This window comes from Rickettsia endosymbiont of Rhinocyllus conicus, from assembly GCF_964026465.1.
Lineage (GTDB): Bacteria > Pseudomonadota > Alphaproteobacteria > Rickettsiales > Rickettsiaceae > Rickettsia.
This window is the reverse complement of record NZ_OZ032155.1, coordinates 1,093,299-1,113,881: the sequence shown is the minus strand read 5'-3', so window position 1 is coordinate 1,113,881 and position 20,583 is coordinate 1,093,299. Positions and strand designations below refer to the sequence as shown.

Sequence of the window (20,583 nt, the reverse complement as noted above, 5' to 3'; positions counted from 1 at the left end):
ATTGTAGCAACAATATAAAGTTATTTTATAACTTAAATAATCTTAAATTAACAAATGATAATTATATTAAAATAATTATGCTAAGGTTATGGGGATAAAAATACTCATCAATTACTAAATAATTATGGATCCAGTACTTAGTGCCGTACAAGAATATGTTAAATCCGGCGAATATTTTAGTGATGCAAGAAAATGGTACAGCTTTAAATATGTAGTGCCGTTAAGTAGTAGGTCTCTTTTACTTTTAGCATGTGCAACATTTACGTTATTACTTACTATTATTTGTATAAATATTGATGTATTATTACCTATAAAAGAAAAAATAAGTTACTTGATAAAATCTAGTACCGAAAAACAAGCTACTATTACTAACACTAAAGAATCTGCATTGCGTGACCCTTATGGTTCTGTTGCTAATATTATGCTCAAAAATTACGTACTACAGCGAGAGGAATATAATTATGATTTATTAAAACAACAATTTGTTTTTATTAAAAATAGTTCTACAAGTATTGTTTATATGCAATTTGCTAATTTTATGAATATTGATAACCCGCTATCACCGGTTATGCGATATCAAAAATTATATAGGCGTTCAATTAATATAACATCAATTCAAAATATAAATAATAATGAAGTAGCTGTTACTTTTGAGTCATTAGCTAAAAATAGTGCAGGGGAAGTTTTAGAAAATATGTTATGGGAAGCAAAAATAGGTTATATAATGGATTCTATCGGTGCAAATCTTCCGCCTAATGCTCCATTTAATTTTACTGTTACCAGTTATAAGCTAAAATTATTAAAAGATAAAAACCAGAAATAATATGAAGCGATTAATAATATTTTTTACAATAATATTTTTTACATTAAATATATTTGCTATTAGAGAGTCAAGACCTTTGGGGCAAGATTCTCGTTTAAGAGTTATGGTTTATAACCCTGATGATGTTTTTAAATTTACAGGATATTACGGCTATCAAGCAAGTATAGAACTTGCAAGAGATGAAGAAATAGTGAGTATCTCTATGGGTGATACTACTTCTTGGCAAATAGTACCTGCAGGTCATAGGATTTTTATTAAACCGATGGAACAGGATGCCACTACTAATATGACTTTAATTACTAATAAACGAACATATTTCTTTGAACTATACGCTGCTGAGACTCTTGATATGCGTGATCCAGAAATGGTTTTTAACGTAAAATTTCTTTATCCAGATGATGACAATGATAATGCTGGTGGTCACATGCAAACTTATATTGCCTCTTCGGCAAGCCCTGATCTTAATCATCCAGAAAAATATAACTTTAACTATTATATTAGCGGTAGTGAAGAAATAGCTCCTATCAAAATTTTTGACGATGGCGAATTCACCTATCTACAATTTAGAGATAAAAATTCTGAAATTCCTGGTATTTTTGCTGTAGATGATTCACTGCGTGAGTCTTTAGTAAATTATCGTCTCGCTCCAGATAACCCTAATTTAGTTATTCTTGAACAAGTATTCCCAAAACTTGCTGTGCGTAAAGGTAAAAAGATTACTTGTATATTCAATGAATCTTTTAGAGCATACTGATACTCGATGAACTTGAAAAATTGGCTGCGTCGTCTTTGTAAGTCCTCGGCTGCTCACGTATTAAGTATACGCTCCGCACCTCGGCTTACAGTCTCCTTGCTCTTTTTCAAGTTGATCTTCGTATTATCCTTCACTTAACTATATAACATATGTCCCATTTAATATATTTTTTTGCTTTAATATTACTGACTTCGGGTTTATTTATAATGCTTACAAGTCATAATTATATTCATAAAATTATAGGTCTTGGGGTTTTTCAAAGTTCAGTATTAGTTTTTTATTTAGCTTTGGGTAAAGTTAAAACAGGTATTGTACCTATTATGCAAGAAAGCGTCACTACCTACACCAGCCCGTTGCCTCATGTATTGATGCTAACAGCTATAGTAGTGGGTTTTGCAACACTTAGCGTAGCTCTAAGTTTCATATATCAAATTTATAAACACTTTGGTACAATATCAGAAAACGAAATTAGTTTTGATAAATAGATATATTTCTAGTATGTTATTTGTAACCACCTGTCATCCCGTGGCGGCGTTGTTGCGTGGATCATTCTCCCCCTGTCATCCCGCGACTTGATCGCGGGATCCAGCTTAAAGTACTAAAATTATTAGTATCAAAAGTTGTTTTTACTTACTACCGTGGACAAGCCACAGGATGACACCGATTTGAATAAAAACCCATGATCCTAGCCAACCATTTCCCAATCTTACAGATTTTATTCCCATTTGCAGGGGCATTACTTGCGACAATATTTTTTCGTTTTATTTTATTAACTCGAATCATTACTATCTGCTGTGTTTTAACAAGTTTTATAATTAGTATTTACGGGTATTTTATTGTAAAAAATACTGAAATTTCTTATGTGATGGGAGGATGGGCTTCCTCTATCGGGATTGAGTATTATTTAAACTCTTTGAATCAAGCTATTATTATTTACCTTAATTCGGTTTTATTATTCTTTCTAATTTTTTGCTACAATATCACTAACCAAACTATCCTAAAATATATTAACATTAGTAGAAGAACTTTATTTTACGCCATATTACTGTTTGCTCATATGGGTTATTTAGGAATGGTTAGTACTAATGATTTCTTTAATTTATATGTATTTATAGAGATTTCAGCACTTAGTAGCTACGTTCTGATAGCTAGCGGTGGTAACCATAAATCCTTAATAGGTGCTCTTGATTATTTAATAATGGGTAGTATTGGGGCAACTTTAATTCTTATAGCCATAGGCTTTCTGCTAAGCATTACAGGTAGTTTAAATATGTTGGATGTAGCTGGATTTTTACAAAAATATTCTAATTCAAATATTGTAACTTTATCTATAGGATTTTTCTTAATAGGGGTTATTTTAAAAACTGCTTTTTTCCCTATGCATTTTTGGATGATGAGAGCTTATAGCAGCACCGCTTCAGTGATTCTAGTATATTTGGCAGAAATTTCGACTATAATAGGTGTATATATAATATATAAATTTACCTATCTCATTATAAATTATGAAACGATTAAACTAGCAATTAACAATTTTATAAGACCTATTGCTTTATTGACGCTTATTATAGTCCCGTATTTTGCTTATAAGTCTGAGAGTTTTAAGAAAATTATAGTATATTCGTGTATTACTCAAATAGGCTATGTATTTTTGTTATATGTTACCGATAGCGGTATGAAAATTTTGCCATGCTTATTGATTATAGATAGCATAAATAAAATAGCTCTTTTTCTAATTGCTGCTTATAAAGAAGCATATTCGAAAAAACCGAACCAAGTTTTAGTAATAATAGCTGTAATTTGTAGCAGCGGCTTGCCAATTAGCCCATTATTTTTTGTTAAGGTAAGTATTCTAGAATTATTTTTAAAGCAAAATCTATTATTAGATTTTATAATAATTTTACTAAGCTCGGTAGGATCATTATTCTATCACTATAAAATGGTGAAACTTTTATTTTTGCAAAAGCAAGAATCAACTTAAGAAAAGAAAAAGCTTTTGATGTTATTACTTGTATAAGCCGAGAGGTATCTTCGGTGTCATCCCGTGGTCAAGCCGCGGGAGACATTGTTGCGTGGATCGAAAGTCGTCTGAGCTACGCGAATGAAATGAGCGTGGCAATCTAGAAAAAATAATAAAAAATACTATAAATTAGCATTTTTTAGCTGGATTGCTTCGTCAATTACTTCGTAATTTCCTTAGCTTAGACGGAAAAACCGATCCACGCAGGCAATGCCGCCACGGGATGACACTGAGGATGCTTTTCGAGGTACGTAACAACGCCGAAAAAGCTAACTAGATGACACAATAAAATCCTGAGATTGCTGCGTCGTGGCTTTGCCACTCCTCGCAATGGTGTTGATAACTAATAAAAACATAATAACATGCTAGCACAATTTACCACTCCGAATCTTTTGATTCTATCAACTTTACTAGTTGGTATGCTGAATTTAACTAGTCCGTTTGTGACTAAAGAAGATAGTTTTACACGTAATTTTTTACTTATTGCTATCGGGATTTTTTTCTTTAGTAATATTCTAATTATTGATTGGGTATTTTTAAAAGGCGTAAGAGCAGGGTTTAAGTTCCATATATTCGGTAATTATTTTATAGGTTTTCATCTCGAACCTTTAGGGCTGATCTTCTTAAGTTTGATTAGCTTTTTATGGATTTGCTCGCTGCTTTATACTCCGAAATATCTTGCTATTAATAATATAGAAAACTCTTCAAGGTTTTTATTCTTCTTTAATCTAACTATTCTTATCAGCGTTTTAATTGCCCTATCTAGCAATTTATTTACGATGTTTATTTGTTATGAGCTTTTAACAATTTCTACGGCTTTTTTAATAGGGCATACTAAAAATAACATAGTGCTTACGGGATTATATAAATATTTAAAAATTTTGATGATCACCGGAATTATGTTATTTTTGCCGGCTATTATAATCATTTATGCTAAAATCGGTAATGGGGATTTCGGAAGTAAAGGGCTAATGCTAGAGCATTTTTCTAAAAATCAGTCTATTCTTTTATTGCTAATGTTTATTTTCGGTATTGCAAAGACAGCGATTTTTCCAGTACATACATGGCTTCCCGCAGCAATGGTTGCACATTATCCTGTCAGTAGTTTACTGCATGCAGTGATAGTAGTAAAAACCGGCTTATTTTGTATTTATAAAATTTTAGTATATATATTTGGCTTATCATACTTACAAGAAATATTTGAAGCATTTAACTGGCTGATTTTTATTCCGATAGTCAGCATTTTTTATAGTACATTTAAAGCTTTTGGAACGGATAATATTAAGAAAATACTTGCTTATTCCACTATGAATCAATTAAGTATAGCATTGCTTAGTGCTTTTATGCTAACGCCTAAGTCCTTAGCCGCTGCAACTCTACATTTAGTATCGCATTCTTTTACAAAGATTTGTTTATTTTATAGTATGGGGAGTATTTATAGCCTAAAGAAAGCCAATCAAGTGCAGGATTTAGCAGGTACTTCAAAAGAATTCCCATTGATTTCTTTTATGATATTAATATCGTCATTATCGCTAATCGGTATTCCGATATTAAGCGGCTTCATAAGTAAATTCTCAATTTTATTGGCAGCAGCCGAACAGAATCAGTTTATCGTGATGGCTGTTATAATAATTAGTAGTATATTCTCAAGCCTGTATCTTATCAAAATATTAGGATTTATTTATAAACCTTCTTCGACTGAAACCTCAAATATAGCAAAACAGCTTCCGCAGCTTATGCAAATAAGTATCATGATCTGCTGTGCTGCTGTGATATTCTTTTACTTCATCCAAATTCTAATCAAGAAGTTTTTAGGATATATTTAAATTTATACTTTTCTGTACAAAAGTGTTGCATCGCCGTAGCTAAAAAAACGCATTTGTTCTTTTATGGCGTATTTATATAGTTCGTGCATTTCTTTAAAGCCAGCAAAAGCACAAACTAGCATAAATAAAGTAGATTTTGGGAAATGAAAATTAGTAAGCAACATGTCGACTATTTGAAATTTAAATCCTGGAGTTATAAAGATATCGGTTTCAAACTCGCCAGAATTTAAATTGCCATTTATAGCAGAGCTTTCAAGAGTTCTAAGGCTTGTAGTGCCGACTGCTATAATACATCTTTTTTCTTGTTTAGCCTTATTTATAATTGCAGCGGTTTCAGGAGTAATAGAGCAATATTCCGTATGCATTTTATGCTCGTTAATATTCTCGGTTTTAACTGGCATAAAAGTTCCTGCTCCGACATGTAGAGTTACAAACGCCACTTGCACCCCTTTTTCTTTAAGCTTATTTATTATATCGTTTGTGAAATGTAAGCCTGCCGTTGGTGCAGCAACCGAACCTTGAATATTGCTATAAACTGTTTGATAACGTTCATCGTCGAGTTTATTGTCATTGCGAGGCATCCTTTGGGACACCGTGGCAATCTCAGGATTTTGTAACGAGATTGCCGTGTCAGGACTGTGTCTTTCCTCGCAATGACGTTGAGCTAGCGATTTTTGAAATGGTCTCTTAATATAAAGTGGTAATGGCATTTCGCCGTATTTATCTAAAAACTCAAACACCGAAATATTAGCAAGTTCAAATTTAATTTTAATCTCACCCATTTCGAGCTTTTCGGTGATAATTATTTTATGATCATCAAAATAAAACTCATCGCCTATCTTTAGCTTACGTGCAGGTTTTGCAAAAGCTGACCAATAGTCGATTGATTTAAGTTTGCCTAGATCGTCGTTCGTCACTATATCCTTAAGTTTTTGATTTAAGTTTATGGTGATGTTTTTGTCTAAATTTAACTTGGCTTTGATCACTTTACTGTTATTAAAAACTAATAGATCCCCTTCTTTTAAATAATCAATAATATTGTAAAATTTGGTCTTGACATATTGCTGTGTAGAAGCAATTAATAAATTTGACTCATCACGTTTGCTTACTGGGTTTTGAGCGATTAGCTCTAAAGGTAAGTCAAAGTCAAAATCGGATAATTTCATGAGATTTGTATTAAAGATTTAGAAAAATTATCATTCATTTGTTAAGAAAGAACAGATTAAAGTAAATAAACTTTAGTGTGGTGGAGGCAAGTAGTACGATTTGCTAACCACCACGGATAAAAAACAGTATATAAATGAAGCTTTTTTTATGCAACAAAATTTACAAGCAGGATGAATTTAAGGGGACAAATTGTCCTTGTCCGTTTTTCAGCCAAACATACTATCTGCTCCAAGGACATTAGTATCATCATTTATATTTTGTTGTTCTATTAATTCCTCAAGCTCTTCTTTTATGCCCATAAATTTTGACGCTGTAAACTTATTATTTAAAAGCTTGTGTATATCAGTTATTATTTGGTCTCGGTCGATTGTCCTAATAAGGAGAGGAGTTTTTTGTATTATGTATTTTATAGTATCTTCTATTATAGATTTATCTTTTATGTTAGCATTATTAGCTATTTTAACGCCAGTTTAGGATAAGAGTGTAAGGAATAAAGATAATAAAGCAGGGTATTTACAAGAGAGGAGTGTTGAGTTACATAGATTTTGAATCAAAAAAATATGCACTCAACAATGAAAAGATGTATCATAACTCTATTTTGTATAATAGATAATTATTGTAAAGTTTACGAAGAATGGGAAGAAAGCAAATTAATACCCAGCGTTAGGAAGCGTAGGAGATCAGGGAGTTTAAGGCTTTCAGAACTATATAACTATAGTATTATATTTTTATATATCTCCATGCAAAGATTTTAAGAATTATTATTTATATCATCTATCATGTAAATATAGAGGATATTTTAGTCTTCCTAGTTACAGTCGGATAATCCAGTTGTGGCCAAGATTAGTATTACCTTTAACTATAATGTTACAATTATTTACAGGAGATGAGACTGGTATATATTTTGTTGATTCAACCAAATTATCGATATGTCATGCAAAACGTACAAATAATAATAAAGTGTTTAGTGGCATTGCTAAAATAGGTATGAGTAGTTACGGATGGTTTATGGGATTTAAATTACATATTGTAATTAATAATAAAGGTCAGATTATGGCAATTAAAATAACAAAGGGTAATGCTAGTGATTTATCTGCTGTAGACTCAATTACCAAAGGATTATGGGGTAAATTATTTGGAGACAAGGCTTATATTTCTAAGGAAATGTCCGCTAAATTATTTAGTCGTGGGCTACGGTTATTTACTGGGATTCGCAAGGATATGAAAAATCATTTATTAGATATAGAAGATAAAATACTCTTAAAAAGCAGATCAATAATTGAATCAGTATTTAATGTACTAAAAAACAGCATGAACCTTGAACATTCAAGACATCGCTCCCCTATTAATTTCTTAGTTCATATACTTTCTTGCGTAAATGCTTTTAATTTCAATAAATCTAAAAAATTTCTAACACTACTTGCTTATCCTCAGACCTCCTTATCCTAAACTGGCGTATTTTATCATTTAACTTATCTACTAACTTTTGAAAATTACTATGTTCTTCCAATAAATTCTTATTTCTCTGTAAATATTTCTCAATTATAATTTGACTTTGTTGATCCATATTATTTTGTTCTAAATCTATACGCATAATAGTAGTACTTTCTTTTAAAGCTTCAATAATTGCGTTTATTCCTACAGTCCCTATATAATTCGCATTAAGGCAAAGATGCGTAAGAGTCTTAAGTTGTAAAACTTCGGCTAATACTGATATTTTTTGATTACCTAAATCACACCCGCTAAAATCAAGTTTCTTTAGTTGTGTACTTGCTTTTAGTGTCATTGCTAAAGTAAAGGGGACCACTAAATTGCACGAAAAAGGGACCAGAGAATTTGGTGTAACCTAATAAGGTTATAATGTGCAATATTCACTAGATAATTAATTAAAATAAATATCTAGTGATACAATGATAAGAATAAATATGTACACAACAATTATCACCCTTTATAAGCAAGGCAACAGTCAAAGAAATATTGCCAAACTAACAAGGATAGACCGTAAAACAGTAAGAAAAATAATAAATCGTTACGTAGAGTCTGGTACAGAATATCCTGCACCCTATGAACGATCTTCAGCACTGGATTCTTGGCACGAACAAATAATTGAGTTATTAGAAAAGAATCTAAGTTACATAAGAATTTTTGAAGAGTTAAAAATTCAAGGTTATACAAAAAGTTATGGTTCGCTAACCCGTTATATCAAAAAATATAAGATTCAGAATAACAGTTGCATTCGTTTTCATACTTTAGCAGGAGAGGAAGCACAAGTAGATTTTGGTGACATAGGCTTACAGTATAATGCCCAAGGGCGTAGAGTTAAAGCATATGTGTTTAATATGCGTTTAAGCTATAGTCGCCTTGATTATTATGAAGTAGTGTTTGATCAAAGTTGTAAAACATGGATACAATGTCATATCAATGCATTTAATTATTTTGCTGGTAGTCCAAAAGTAATAAAACTTGATAATCTTAAAGCTGGGGTGGTAGATAGCAATTTCTATGAGCCTGTATATCAGAAGGAATACAAACGTTTAGCTGATCATTATGGGATTTTACTTTCTCCTTGTCGTATATATCAACCTCAAGAAAAAGGCAAAGTAGAATCAGGCATAAAGTATGTCAAAAATAATTTTTTTGCTGGACGTAAATTTCATAGATATGAAGAATTAATACACGATCTTGCAAACTGGTTAAATAAAGCAAATAACCGAATACATGGTACTACTAAAAAAATTCCTCAGGAACTATTTGAGCAAGAAGAAAGTAATAATTTAATGCCCTTACCATTAGAAACGTTTGATTTGTCATCGTGGCATAATCGAAAAGTAGCAAAAGATTGTCATATCACCATAGATAATAATTTATAATGGTACCCAAAAACTGGACTACTAAAATGCTAGAATGAGATATAATTTTCAGATACAAAAGAGAAATTATATGTCTAAAAAAGCGAAACAATATAGTGCAGCAGAAAAAACAAAGATAGTTTTAGAAACAATAAAAGCTGAAATGACAATAGCTCAAATTAGTAGCAAATATGGAGTTCATCCGACACAAATACAAGCGTGGAAAAAAAGAGGTATAGAAAATTTAATTAGTGGTTTTCAAATTAAGCCACAATCCAAGGATCCAGATCATCAGGATTTAATAAAACAATTGTATGAACAAATAGACCAGTTAACTGTTGAACATGACTGGTTGAAAAAAAAATCTACATTGTTTGGACTTGGCAATTAGAAAAAATATGGTAGATAAAGATTGTAGTAATCTAAGTATCGCTAGGCAATGTACTCTACTGTTTATTAACAAATCTAGCTATTATTACAAGCCACAAGGCTTAACCCAAAAAGACTTAGAAATAATGCAAGTAATTGATGAAATATACACACAGCATCCTTACTTTGGAGCAAGAAGAATGTCTGAGCACCTTGTACCATTTGGAATCACAATCGGTCGCAAGGCAGTAAGTCGTTATTATAGAATAATGGCTATTGAAGCTATCTATCCTAAAATGAACTTAAGTAAGTGCAATCAAGCTCATAAAATATATCCATATCTTTTAAAAGGAGTTGAAATTATTAAAGTAAATCAGGTATGGAGTACAGATATCACTTATATTAGAATGGCACAAGGATTTGTATATTTGGTAGCAATTATTGATTGGTTTAGTCGTTATATTGTGAGCTGGAAGGTGTCTATTAGTTTAGAAAGTGACTTTTGTATTGATGCACTTGAAGAAGCAATAATAAAATATGGTCAGCCTGAAATCTTTAATACAGATCAAGGTTCTCAATTTACATCAAAAGATTTTACAGATAAACTAATTAAACGTGAAATCAAAATCAGTATGGATGGTAAAGGCAGAGCCCTAGATAATGTATTTATAGAAAGATTTTGGCGTTCATTAAAACAAGAAAAAATATATTTGATGGTTTTAAATACTGTCAAGGAGGCAAAAAATGCTATAACTGATTACATAAATTTTTATAATAGAAAAAGAATGCACCAGTCATTAGAATATCTCACTCCAGAACAGGTGTATTCTACAAAAATTATTGAGTAAAATTATAATACAATTTATATCTCATAAATCTTAATTTTTAGTCTAGACAAATTGGGCCACCTCATCTTGCTATTGGATTAGCATTAAAAGCTTTAACACGAGAATACTCTGTATATTTTACTACGGTATCGGATATGCTTTATAATTTACATATTGCAAGAGCAGATAATAGCTATCACAAAAAAGTTAAATTACTCTTATCATTTGACTTATTAATTCTTGATGAGTTAGGTTTTAAGCAATTACCAAAACATTCAGTAGATGATTTTTTTAATATTATTGCTAAACGATATGAAAATAAATCTACCATTATCACCACAAACAAGGATTTTGAAAGATGGAATGAAATATTTGCTGATGAGTTATTAACTCATGCAATTATTGATCGAGTAGTACATCATGCACATATACTAAACATCACAGGTAAAAGTTATCGTATTAATAACTATAAATCTGGAGGTAATATGACATAAAAAATTTTAAATAAAGTGGTCCCTTTTTCACGTAATTTAGTGGTCCCTTTTTATTTGACAATGACATACTCACTTCCTTTGCTCTTTCTAGCATTTTATCTACTTCATTTAAGTAAATATTGCTTAAATGCGGTGATAGTGGTCCGCCTTGAGATATGCCTCTTTTTCCACCTGCTTTGACTATCAATTTTAGTAGCTTCATAACATCTTTGTCATTTACACGCTCTGCTATCTTGTTAAATAGCTCAAGGTGAGCAATCGTGTCAAAGTAAGAGCGTAAATCTACATCTATTACTCTTGTCTTCTCCTTAATTGCTGCTACTGTAACTTTTTCTATAGCCGCAGCTGCAGTCCGTTTAGGGCGATATCCATATGATCCAGGTTGGAAGTCAGCTTCAAATATTGGTTCTAAAATGAGCTTTAGTGCTCCTTCTACCACTCTATCTTTGATAGTTGGTATGGATAACTTCCTCACTTTATTCCCATTATCTTTAGGAATTACCTTGACCCTTTTCCTTTCAGGATAATAGGTTCTGGCTTGTAATTCTGTTTGTATGTTTTCTAGAAATTGTTCAACCCCCGCTAACTCTATCATTTCAAAGGTAACACCATCTATTCCAGGTGCCCCCTTATTATGCTTAGCTAGCTTGTAGGCTTCTCTTAGTGTTTCTATCTTACATACATGAACATATAATCCCCAAAATCGCCATTGCTTTTCAGCTTTAGCTTTGATGTATATTTTCCTTCTCAGGTCTTGTAATTCTATAGACGTTTTTATCATTCGTCTTTCACCTCCCTTGTTGTTGGAATAATGTTATCAGTAGGGTGTCTTCGCTCCACAGGCATTACTCTGCTTCATTGCTAATACACACCCATCCGCCATCCTCTCATCTTCAATTCATTTCCTAGTTTTGCTAGTTATAGAATTTACCTTGCTCCAAGAGCTTTCTTCCTGGGATGAGTAGGACTTCTCCAGTCACTTAATATGTCCTTATTATCATGCTGCCACTCCCACCCCGCCGAAGTGTCCAATTGTATCAGTTAGTTTTCAATTGAACATATTGCCTTCACTCTACGGTCGCTAGTTCGGCCTTCGGGGCTTCGCACTTTCGGGGCCACCTATGTGTTCGCTCTCGCTGCGGCCTGATAATTCGCTCTTACCCTATAGGTAAGTTTGTCGATAGGTTCCAACATCTTGATTTCTCGCCATGCTGCTATCCTAGCTATAGATCTCTAACTTTTAATCTAGTAGGGTTACCTCCTACTGAACATACCAGTTTCTCTGGACACACAACCTGCTGTGCCTGTTACCTTAGCATAATCTTCTAAAGCATAACGAAGAGTCATAGGAATCAGTAAATTATGCCCGACCATATGTAGCATCATAGGTGCAAATATCATAATAACCGCTATGTTTTGACCTACCTCTTTATCCTGTAATATTAGAGCATCAATTACGAGCAAGCTACAGCCTATTACACTAAAAATAAGCCCTAAAATCATTACTTTTTGATCATGTACATGACGTTTTTTTATTAAATATCCTCCTAAAAATCCGCCAAAAATACCAGCAAAAGATAACAAGAATGCCAATTTACCGTAAAATGATGGGCAACTTTTATTTTATCAATGAAAATAAAAGGAGCTTCTATATAAAAACCATAATATATACCGTTAAATGCTCCAATAATAAAAGCATATAACCATAAGCTTTTATCTCTGATAACTACTTTTAAAACTTCAAAATATTTGCTAGTTTGCGAAAAATTTATATAAGGATTCGTTTCAGGTAAAATTTTATAATATAAAATTAATAATACTGTACCTGTAAGACTGAAGAATACAAAAGTGTAATGCCAACTTGAATATTCATACCCCCCCATAGATGAACCCAAAGAAGGGATAAATAAAAGCCATGGAGATAGGCTAGCATAAACATATGATAATTCTGAACCTTGATAAGAATCACGAGCCATAGCCTGCCCGATAACTGAACCAACACTTACGCCGAAAGCCTGCACAAAACGGGCTAACATTAATGTTTCTATGTTAGGTGCAAAAATGCTAATAATGGAAGATATAGCGTAAATACAAAGCCCAAATAAAACAACCGGTCTTCTGCCATAAATATCGGATAATCTGCCAAGCGTTAATATGCCAAGAGCAAAACCTAAATAATATAGGCTAGATGTGATTTGAGTAGTACTACCATCAGTGTTAAAATATTCAGTGATACTTGGTAGCCCTGAAGTATAGATTGTTTCCGTTATGGGTGATAACGTGAATAAGCATAAAAGCATCCATGCTGGAATCTTCGCAATAATTTTCATAAGTGCTATTATATTCTAATATGCTAAATAATTTAAGAAAAATAAACACTTGTAAAAAATTTTCAATATTATTTAAAGTAAATCTTTCTTTTTCTTTTTCAAGCTGTTTTTCGTGCTGTAATTTATCTAGATATTTACTATAAAACTCATTAGTTATATAAGTTAAATCCATATTAAAATTAAGATGAGGAGAGTCTAAAATAATAGTACAGTTACCATCAATAAAAACTGCTGATTTATTACCCACAAAAGGTATATTTTTTTCTTTCAATGTATATTTTTCTGATAACATACCTAACAATTCATTAAAATTGTTTTTATCCATTACTAAAATTACAGCTTGCACTATATTATTATCATTACATATTATTAAAGCACTTGAAACATTTTTAAAATCAATATCTTTAGTATCTATATAATAGTTAGTACCATTCCACTTATTAGCTTCCATCCTTATAACTTTATATTTTTCTTTCACCTCTTCTAAGGTTGTTTTATTTAATTCAAGTCCTATAGGTTTAGGATTAGCGTAGGAAACTATACCAAAAAACATTATAATTAATATGAGTGAAAACTTTGTAAACATAAAATACCTAATCTAAAAAATTAAAAATAAATCAGTTTAAATAAATTTTCAATTATTAATTTAATATAAAAAGTCTATGATCTTTTACTATTTTGCTTATTGCTTCTAGCCCTTCAGGATAGTTTTTCTTAACTTTTAATATATCAGTTAAATCATGACCACCGTCAATAATAGCATGATACTCAGGTAAAACAATTTTTAAAAATAATCGCTCTCTTACGCTTAACAGAACATGAGACAAATATTCTTCTTGTGAATCAAATGATGCAAATATTCTATCAAAACGTGCATAAACTTTTGTGTTATTGAATAGATATAAATAAAATTTTATAAATGATTGCTCATAATAATAATATTTTTCTTTATCTTCCTTAAATTTAAATTTCTTTTGATACCATATTATTAGTTCATCATACTCTTCATCAGTAAGCCAATGATCAAAAACCGAAATACAACGAACATTATATTTCTTTCTAACCTTTGTATGATATGCTTTCTCTTCTTCTTCAGTACGCCAAATATAATCATCGTCTATTAACGGAAACATTTGATGAAATTTAATATTTTCCTTACTTAATACTTCTTTTACCATATCCCATATAATAATTAATTAGTTCAGATTGGAAAAAAGCTATGAGTCTGTAAGACCAAGAGCGGCAGCAGTTACTTAATATGTGAGCATCCAACGAGTTACAAAGATGATAACGTCAATTTTTCAAGTAGAGCAAATAATACTTTAAGTATTTATACATTAAACCTAAAATGTACTATATCCCCATCCTGCATTTTGTATTCTTTACCCTCTAGTCGCACTTTTCCCACTTCTTTGGCTTTTGCTTCGCTACCGAGATTTATATAATCTGCGTAACCTATTACTTCCGCTCTAATAAAACCTTTTTCAAAGTCGGTATGAATAATACCTGCAGCACCAGGGGCAAGCGTACCATCTTTAAAAGTCCAGCTATGTGCTTCTTTAGGACCAATCGTAAAAAAGCTTTTCAGATTTAAGAGATTATACCCTTCTTTAATTACTTGACTTAAGCCTGTTTCTTCAAGGTCAATGCTATTTAGGAATTCTTTCTTCTCTTCCTCATCTTCAAGCAAAGCAATATCTGCTTCTATTTTTGAGGAAATAATAACGCTTTTAGCTTCTTCTTTTTTTGCTTGTTCTGCTACTAATTTTGTAAACTCGTTACCACTTGCTGCATCCTTTTCAAGTACATTACATACATATAGAACAGGCTTAGAAGTAAGTAGCTGTAACTGCTTTAGATTATCAGTTCCTAAAGTTTTATTTAGCACTCTTGCAGGTTTACCATCGGCTAATACTTTATGAACCTCTTTTAATAGCTCTATTTGCTCTGCTAAAGTCTTATCACCTGATTTCAAACGTTTTTCGCTTGTAACAAGTCGCTTTTCCACCGATTCTATATCGGCAAGTATTAACTCCATCTCAATTATTTCAAGGTCATGAATCGGATCAACTTTATTATGTACGTGCGTTACGTCTTCATCCTCAAAACAACGTAATACGTGCAATATTGCGTCTACTTCTCTAATGTTTGATAAGAACTTATTACCAAGCCCATCCCCTTTGCTTGCACCTTTAACAAGGCCTGCAATATCGACAAATTCGATATAAGATGGAATAATTTTTTTACTTCCTACAAGTGCGGCAAGCTTTTGTAAACGCTCATCAGGTACTGAAACAACGGCACTATTTGGCTCAATCGTACAAAACGGATAATTAGCAGCTTCAGCTGCCACGCTTGCCGTTAAAGCATTAAATAACGTTGACTTACCGACATTCGGCAAACCCACAATTCCTAATTTTAATGTCATAAATCTTTTTTATTGTGATGTTAATTATATTATTAATGAGTATTCTTGTATTTTTTTTAGTTCTTGTTGTATTAATTTTTTTGTATCTTCAACTTTTCTATATGTTGTTGCTATTTCTTGTTGTTTTTCAATATCAAATTCACCGGTTGAAGTTATAGGAATCGAAATTATTGCGTTTTCAACGATTGAAGTAGAAACCTCAGTAAATTCATCTTCTCCTCTTTCACCTTTTCTACCTTTAGCTAAATCTCTTAAAATAGGTTCTAAGCTATACTTAACAAAATCGATATCTATTTTATTATTTTTTGAAATTAATACTCCTATATTTCCATTGATTGAAAATTTTCCTTCTATGATCTTGATATACCCTGCAAACCCGGTCGTTGTCCAAGTAAGATATTTTCCGTTATAATCATAATTATTGATATAAGTGAGCGGTGCTAAATTTGAAGCAGAATAAACAGGATATTCACCCTTATATAATTGTCTGTAACTCTTGGTATATTTTGATAAACCTTTTTGTATTGTAAAAAAATCTCCAATTTTAACATCTTTACTTTGGACTATATTGAAGTTATTTTGTATTACGTTTATTTCTTTTAAAATTTGTTCATATTCCTTTATTTTTTCAAGTTCAGCAACAATATTATGTTGTTCAACAACATGTTGTTGAGTCTCTAAATCAAATACCCCACCATCAACAGGTATAGCTAATTCAAGGTCTGATATTTTGCCAATAGTCGGTTTATTTTCCCAATTAAAATTTTGTTCCGCTAATATATTTTTTACTAATATTGTTAGATAACGATAATCTAAATTATTATTTTTTCTTATCAATAACCTTGCATCTGAATTAATATTAAATTTGTGTTTCTCGCGATAAAATACTGTTCCGGCATAAACCCCGTTTGTGGTGATTTGAATACACTCTGTGTCATAATCAAATGAATCTATCATACCGAATATCCCAACTTTTTTTGTATTTGATGAGTAAACAGGATATTCTCCTTTGTTTTTATCAAGATATCTTTTTGTAAGCTTTGAATTTCCACTCTTTATATGAAATAATTCATTTAACTTGAACTTTAAAAATTGTTTGTCTACTTTAAAGTTTTTTTTTCTCCAATTTCTTTAAGAATCTTACTAAAATTTTCAAAAGTATTAGCCATATCTGACATTAGTAAACTAAATTCCAAAACATCTACTGTTTTATTTTCTTTTTCAATTCCTAATGCAATTTTCTCTTCTTTATTCCACCATCTATCAATAGCCCAATGAACATTTGGCTCAAATTTTTCTATTGGAACTATTTTACACCGCATATCAGTATTAATAGCTTTAAATGCTTTTTTATCACCTTTAAAAAAATTATAGAGTGTAGTAGCTTCTATAAGATCATTTTGCTCAATATCAAAACGATAAACATCACGACTTTCACCAATTTCGCTCACCAAATAAGTAAAAACTGGATCACTTTGAATATCTGATTTATTAGTCTTTTTAGTTATACATAATATATATGTCTTTTTGTTTGTGGTAAAAAATGTATTTAACGGCAGCGATATTATTCCATCAATAAAACACTCTTGACGTAATAGTGCTCTTAGGTTTGTACCATTCTGACGATTAAATATACCGTCGGGAACAATAATAAAAGCTTTGCCATTCGGCTTTAAAGCTCTAACTATCCATTCCATAAATAGCCCTTCAACACCTATAGCATTAACCTTATAATATTTTTTTAAAGCACTATCTTTTTGTATTTCTTCCTTTAAGTTGCTGCTACCACTAGTAACATATGGAGGGTTTGTAAGGATTAGATCATATACATCTTCAACAGGATCGTTTAATGTCCCTAAAATTGAATTTGTCTTAAGAGTAAATGTAGAATTAAATAATTCTGCAAATTTCTTCGTATGATTTGGATAATTTTTTATAATTTCACTAAAATAAATTAGCATATTAGCTTTTGCAAGTATAATTGTTTTTTGCTCGTCTTTATCAAACCCTTTATCAAAACCATGAATAGTTATCCTAGAGATTATTTTGTCATCTTCAACTTGATAAAAACGATCTAATTTACCTTTTATAGGCTCTAACAAAAACTTTCCAACGCCGCAAGCAGGATCGCATATAACTGCTCCCTCTTTAATTTCATCACGAGTAATCATTTCTATTGCCCGAACTACTTTCATTGGAGTAAAAAATTGACCCCAGTTTTTTTTGCTAATACTTTCTTTTAAAAAGCTCTCAAATAATTTACTTTTAAAATCGTAATCAATATGTTCAAGCCGACCATATTTATTGAATTTATCAAGTACTTTGAAAAACACGGTACTATATAACCTGCAACAGCTTTCTGATCTTTACTTACAAATATTGAACCGTTAATTATAGTTGTATTATCTAGTGGATTATATGGAAATAATTCCTTTATTTTTTTCTTATATTATCAACATAGAAAATTAATACTTCATCATGAGTATCTGTTGCGTACATTTCCATTAAAGAATAAAAGCTATTTCTAGATTTTAAAATACCAAGATCACTAAGATATTTAAATATAAAAAGCTCTACAAAAGTATAAAGACAGTTCTCGGGAGTAGCACCGCTAACACTCCAAACATCTTGCCATATAGAACTTGCTAAACAAGTCGGGTTTACTAATTTTGGTGATAGTAATTGATTATTAGTCTCATTAATTGAATAGCTAATTTTTTCTATAAGTACCGGAAGCTGTTCGTTAAACGGGTCAAATAGTAGAGAAATATTTTTACCTTCTTCATCTAGAATTCTCTCTCCTGTTAAAGCATTAATCCATATAGTATCAACTGTATCAGTTGCAATAACTATTTTTGCTCCTAAAATTTTTGCAACATTAATTGCTTGATCAATTGCTTTTTGTTGTTGAGAGTTGGTTTTAAACTCTCTAGGCTGTTTAAATTCTATAACCGCAATAACACTTTGTTTACTTACAATTAGTGCATCAACTTTTTTACTTTCTAGTTCACCATAATTAACATTTCTAATTATCCCTGCATTTTTTAGAGCTTTTAGTGTTGTAGAGCCAATATTATAATAATCCCATTTTCCTATTTTAGATGTGGGGTTACTTTTGTTTAAACCTCTTTGTAATAATTCTTCGCTCATAAAAAATTCCTAATTATTAAGTAAATATTTTTATATTATAAATCTTTCCTTAAATGATATGAAACTGAATCTTTTTCATAGCCATGTCTTGTGAATTCAAGTTTATATCCTAATTTTTCATAAAATGGTTTAGCCTGAAAATCCATAGTCGATAAAACAATAAAAGTACAACCACGTTCACGTGCCAATTCTTCAGCTTTTTTTATCAATAAACTTCCGTAATTTTGATTTCTATGATTTTTATATCCACAAGTAATGAAGTAATGTACAAACTACCCCACAAACTCACACCACCGACCCCTGCAATAAAATTTTTATCTTGATCTAACAAAGAAAATGAAAAGGATTGTAAATCTCCTATTAAGCCTTTTTTCTCTCGTGCATCTATTATTAAAAGCATCCCAAATTATAGCTGAATAGGCTTTATCCATTTCTTCGGCATATATAATTTCAAAATCTTGGGTCATAATTTATCTTTTTATTCATTTTTAGCTAATTGGATATTTTTAACTTCACATTGTCATCCCGTGGCGGCACTGTTGCGTGGATCGAAAAGCATCCTCGGTGTCATACCATGGCTTGTCCACGGTATCCAGAAAATAATAAAAAATACTAATTTTATTAGTATTTTTAACTGGATCCCGAGATCAAGTCGCGGGATGACAACTGGAAAATCGATCCATGCAACAACGCCGCCACGGGATGACACCGAACACTATTTCATGAGATTGCTGCATCGATGCTACGCATCTCCTCGCAATGACAATCAAAATACTTAAACCATTTTACTCTTAAACTCTTCTAGTTTATTCTCTAATATTAAATTAAAGTTATCGGTTATTTTATCTATAGCCTGCTCTGCTAGTACATATTCAGATTTAGGAAAGTTATTTAGCACATAATCAGCTACATCCTGACTGTTTTGCGGTCTACCAACACCAATTCTAATACGGTTATAATTATTTCCTATAATTCCATCAATGGACTTTAAACCGTTATGTCCACCATTTCCACCACCAGTTTTAAACTTTATTTTACCCAATTCTAAATCAATATCATCATGAATAACAAAGATTTTTTCAAGAGGAATATTATAATATGTTTTTACTGCTATCACCGACTTACCCGATAAATTCATGTAAGTAGTAGGTTTTATGAATATTAGCTTCTGCCCACTATTAGTACTTTCAGCAATTTCGCAATGAAATTTTTTCTTTACGCTAAATGATGCATCATATTGTTTTGCTATATTTTCTAAAGCAATAAAGCCAATATTATGCCTTATATGCTCATACTCTTTACCTGGATTACCAAGACCAATAATAAGCATCATAATATTATACTCGTTTAATATGGAAAATTTTAAAGATATATATGATTTGAAATAGAATTAGGATGTGCGTATTTTGTTCTTGTGCGAATCTTACTCCTATGTGGTCATTTCCGCTTAAGGCTTACCCCGCGTGGGTTCAAAAGCACCCTAAGGTAGTCATCTAGTTGCTTGGGAACTAGATCCAGAAAATAATAAAAAATACTAATTTTATTAGTA

At 31.3% G+C, this 20,583-nt stretch carries 22 protein-coding genes and 2 pseudogenes; 10 read left to right on the top strand and 14 right to left on the bottom strand.

The genetic code is table 11. The annotated features are described in order from the left end of the window. The first annotated feature begins 124 nt into the window (after window positions 1-124). Both AAGD54_RS05990 and virB9 read left to right on the top strand, forming a co-directional pair. Window positions 125-823 carry a VirB8/TrbF family protein gene (locus AAGD54_RS05990; RefSeq protein WP_341788260.1) on the top strand — a complete coding sequence of 233 codons (699 nt, stop codon included), beginning with the start codon at window positions 125-127 and terminating at the stop codon, window positions 821-823. Between the two features lies 1 nt (window position 824). Next, complete coding sequence (gene virB9, locus AAGD54_RS05985; protein ID WP_341788259.1) at window positions 825-1,577, top strand: P-type conjugative transfer protein VirB9; 753 nt, start codon at window positions 825-827, stop codon at window positions 1,575-1,577. Here the strand turns inward: virB9 and AAGD54_RS09465 are convergent. After that, window positions 1,564-1,687, bottom strand: a pseudogene (locus AAGD54_RS09465) (palindromic element RPE5 domain-containing protein). The gene virB9 and the pseudogene AAGD54_RS09465 sit on opposite strands and share 14 nt — an antisense overlap. Window positions 1,688-1,726: 39 nt before the next feature. On the opposite strand from AAGD54_RS09465, the gene AAGD54_RS05975 reads away from it, so the two are divergent. The 3 genes from AAGD54_RS05975 to AAGD54_RS05965 all read left to right on the top strand — a co-directional run bounded on the left by AAGD54_RS05975 (window position 1,727) and on the right by AAGD54_RS05965 (window position 5,420). Beyond that, window positions 1,727-2,062: a Na+/H+ antiporter subunit C gene (locus AAGD54_RS05975; RefSeq protein WP_341788258.1), complete on the top strand. Its 336-nt coding sequence runs from the start codon at window positions 1,727-1,729 to the stop codon at window positions 2,060-2,062. Window positions 2,063-2,256: 194 nt separating this feature from the next. Then, complete coding sequence (locus AAGD54_RS05970; protein ID WP_341788257.1) at window positions 2,257-3,555, top strand: proton-conducting transporter membrane subunit; 1,299 nt, start codon at window positions 2,257-2,259, stop codon at window positions 3,553-3,555. 401 nt (window positions 3,556-3,956) lie between these two features. Further along, window positions 3,957-5,420, top strand: coding sequence for a proton-conducting transporter membrane subunit (locus tag AAGD54_RS05965; protein WP_341794370.1), 1,464 nt, complete (start codon window positions 3,957-3,959; stop codon window positions 5,418-5,420). A gap of 2 nt (window positions 5,421-5,422) precedes the next feature. On the opposite strand, the gene queA is transcribed toward AAGD54_RS05965, so the two are convergent. Continuing rightward, window positions 5,423-6,586, bottom strand: coding sequence for a tRNA preQ1(34) S-adenosylmethionine ribosyltransferase-isomerase QueA (gene queA / locus AAGD54_RS05960; protein WP_341794369.1), 1,164 nt, complete (start codon window positions 6,584-6,586; stop codon window positions 5,423-5,425). 709 nt (window positions 6,587-7,295) lie between these two features. Between queA and AAGD54_RS05955 the strand changes: the two genes are divergently transcribed. Continuing rightward, window positions 7,296-8,036: an IS982 family transposase gene (locus tag AAGD54_RS05955; RefSeq protein WP_341795150.1), complete on the top strand. Its 741-nt coding sequence runs from the start codon at window positions 7,296-7,298 to the stop codon at window positions 8,034-8,036. Here the strand turns inward: AAGD54_RS05955 and AAGD54_RS05950 are convergent. Then, a complete protein-coding gene (locus AAGD54_RS05950) occupies window positions 7,987-8,373 on the bottom strand; it encodes a hypothetical protein (RefSeq protein ID WP_341794368.1) in 387 nt (128 codons plus the stop codon). The genes AAGD54_RS05955 and AAGD54_RS05950 overlap by 50 nt on opposite strands. 139 nt (window positions 8,374-8,512) lie before the next feature. On the opposite strand from AAGD54_RS05950, the gene istA reads away from it, so the two are divergent. The 4 genes from istA (at window position 8,513) to AAGD54_RS05930 (ending at window position 11,126) form a co-directional block, all read left to right on the top strand. Next, a complete protein-coding gene (gene istA / locus AAGD54_RS05945; RefSeq protein ID WP_341794367.1) occupies window positions 8,513-9,457 on the top strand; it encodes an IS21 family transposase in 945 nt (314 codons plus the stop codon). Window positions 9,458-9,527: 70 nt separating this feature from the next. Beyond that, window positions 9,528-9,827, top strand: coding sequence for a transposase (locus AAGD54_RS05940; protein WP_341794366.1), 300 nt, complete (start codon window positions 9,528-9,530; stop codon window positions 9,825-9,827). 7 nt (window positions 9,828-9,834) lie between these two features. Next, complete coding sequence (locus AAGD54_RS05935; RefSeq protein WP_341794365.1) at window positions 9,835-10,653, top strand: IS3 family transposase; 819 nt, start codon at window positions 9,835-9,837, stop codon at window positions 10,651-10,653. Between the two features lie 50 nt (window positions 10,654-10,703). Continuing rightward, window positions 10,704-11,126, top strand: a complete 423-nt coding sequence (locus tag AAGD54_RS05930; RefSeq protein WP_341795194.1) for an ATP-binding protein — start codon at window positions 10,704-10,706, stop codon at window positions 11,124-11,126. On the opposite strand, the gene AAGD54_RS05925 is transcribed toward AAGD54_RS05930, so the two are convergent. The 11 genes and pseudogenes from AAGD54_RS05925 to pth all read right to left on the bottom strand — a co-directional run bounded on the left by AAGD54_RS05925 (window position 11,092) and on the right by pth (window position 20,367). Then, entirely contained in the window at window positions 11,092-11,907 is an 816-nt protein-coding gene (locus AAGD54_RS05925) for a reverse transcriptase domain-containing protein (protein WP_341794364.1), read from the bottom strand. The two genes, AAGD54_RS05930 and AAGD54_RS05925, sit on opposite strands and share 35 nt — an antisense overlap. Before the next feature lie 506 nt (window positions 11,908-12,413). Continuing rightward, a pseudogene (locus AAGD54_RS05920) lies at window positions 12,414-13,456 on the bottom strand (Bcr/CflA family efflux MFS transporter); the annotation flags it as partial. Next, window positions 13,353-14,042 carry a hypothetical protein gene (locus AAGD54_RS05915; protein ID WP_341788214.1) on the bottom strand — a complete coding sequence of 230 codons (690 nt, stop codon included), beginning with the start codon at window positions 14,040-14,042 and terminating at the stop codon, window positions 13,353-13,355. The pseudogene AAGD54_RS05920 and the gene AAGD54_RS05915, both read right to left, overlap by 104 nt. Window positions 14,043-14,097: 55 nt before the next feature. Next, the gene (locus AAGD54_RS05910; RefSeq protein ID WP_341794363.1) at window positions 14,098-14,634 is read right to left on the bottom strand and encodes a hypothetical protein; all 537 of its coding nucleotides are present in this window, start codon (window positions 14,632-14,634) and stop codon (window positions 14,098-14,100) included. A gap of 152 nt (window positions 14,635-14,786) precedes the next feature. After that, a complete protein-coding gene (gene ychF / locus AAGD54_RS05905; protein WP_341794362.1) occupies window positions 14,787-15,884 on the bottom strand; it encodes a redox-regulated ATPase YchF in 1,098 nt (365 codons plus the stop codon). 24 nt (window positions 15,885-15,908) lie between these two features. After that, window positions 15,909-16,943, bottom strand: a complete 1,035-nt coding sequence (locus AAGD54_RS05900; protein ID WP_341795193.1) for a restriction endonuclease subunit S — start codon at window positions 16,941-16,943, stop codon at window positions 15,909-15,911. A 41-nt stretch (window positions 16,944-16,984) separates the two neighbouring features. After that, window positions 16,985-18,217, bottom strand: coding sequence for a class I SAM-dependent DNA methyltransferase (locus AAGD54_RS05895; RefSeq protein ID WP_341794361.1), 1,233 nt, complete (start codon window positions 18,215-18,217; stop codon window positions 16,985-16,987). Between the two features lie 100 nt (window positions 18,218-18,317). Continuing rightward, window positions 18,318-19,034 (bottom strand): hypothetical protein, encoded by a 717-nt coding sequence (locus AAGD54_RS05890; protein WP_341794360.1) that lies wholly within the window; start codon window positions 19,032-19,034, stop codon window positions 18,318-18,320. A 35-nt stretch (window positions 19,035-19,069) separates the two neighbouring features. Further along, the gene (locus AAGD54_RS05885; protein WP_410526047.1) at window positions 19,070-19,243 is read right to left on the bottom strand and encodes a GNAT family N-acetyltransferase; all 174 of its coding nucleotides are present in this window, start codon (window positions 19,241-19,243) and stop codon (window positions 19,070-19,072) included. Continuing rightward, window positions 19,240-19,434, bottom strand: coding sequence for an N-acetyltransferase (locus tag AAGD54_RS05880; protein ID WP_341794359.1), 195 nt, complete (start codon window positions 19,432-19,434; stop codon window positions 19,240-19,242). The genes AAGD54_RS05885 and AAGD54_RS05880 overlap by 4 nt, the downstream gene beginning before the upstream one ends. Window positions 19,435-19,809: 375 nt before the next feature. Then, window positions 19,810-20,367 (bottom strand): aminoacyl-tRNA hydrolase, encoded by a 558-nt coding sequence (gene pth / locus AAGD54_RS05870; RefSeq protein ID WP_341794358.1) that lies wholly within the window; start codon window positions 20,365-20,367, stop codon window positions 19,810-19,812. Window positions 20,368-20,583 lie beyond the last annotated feature (216 nt).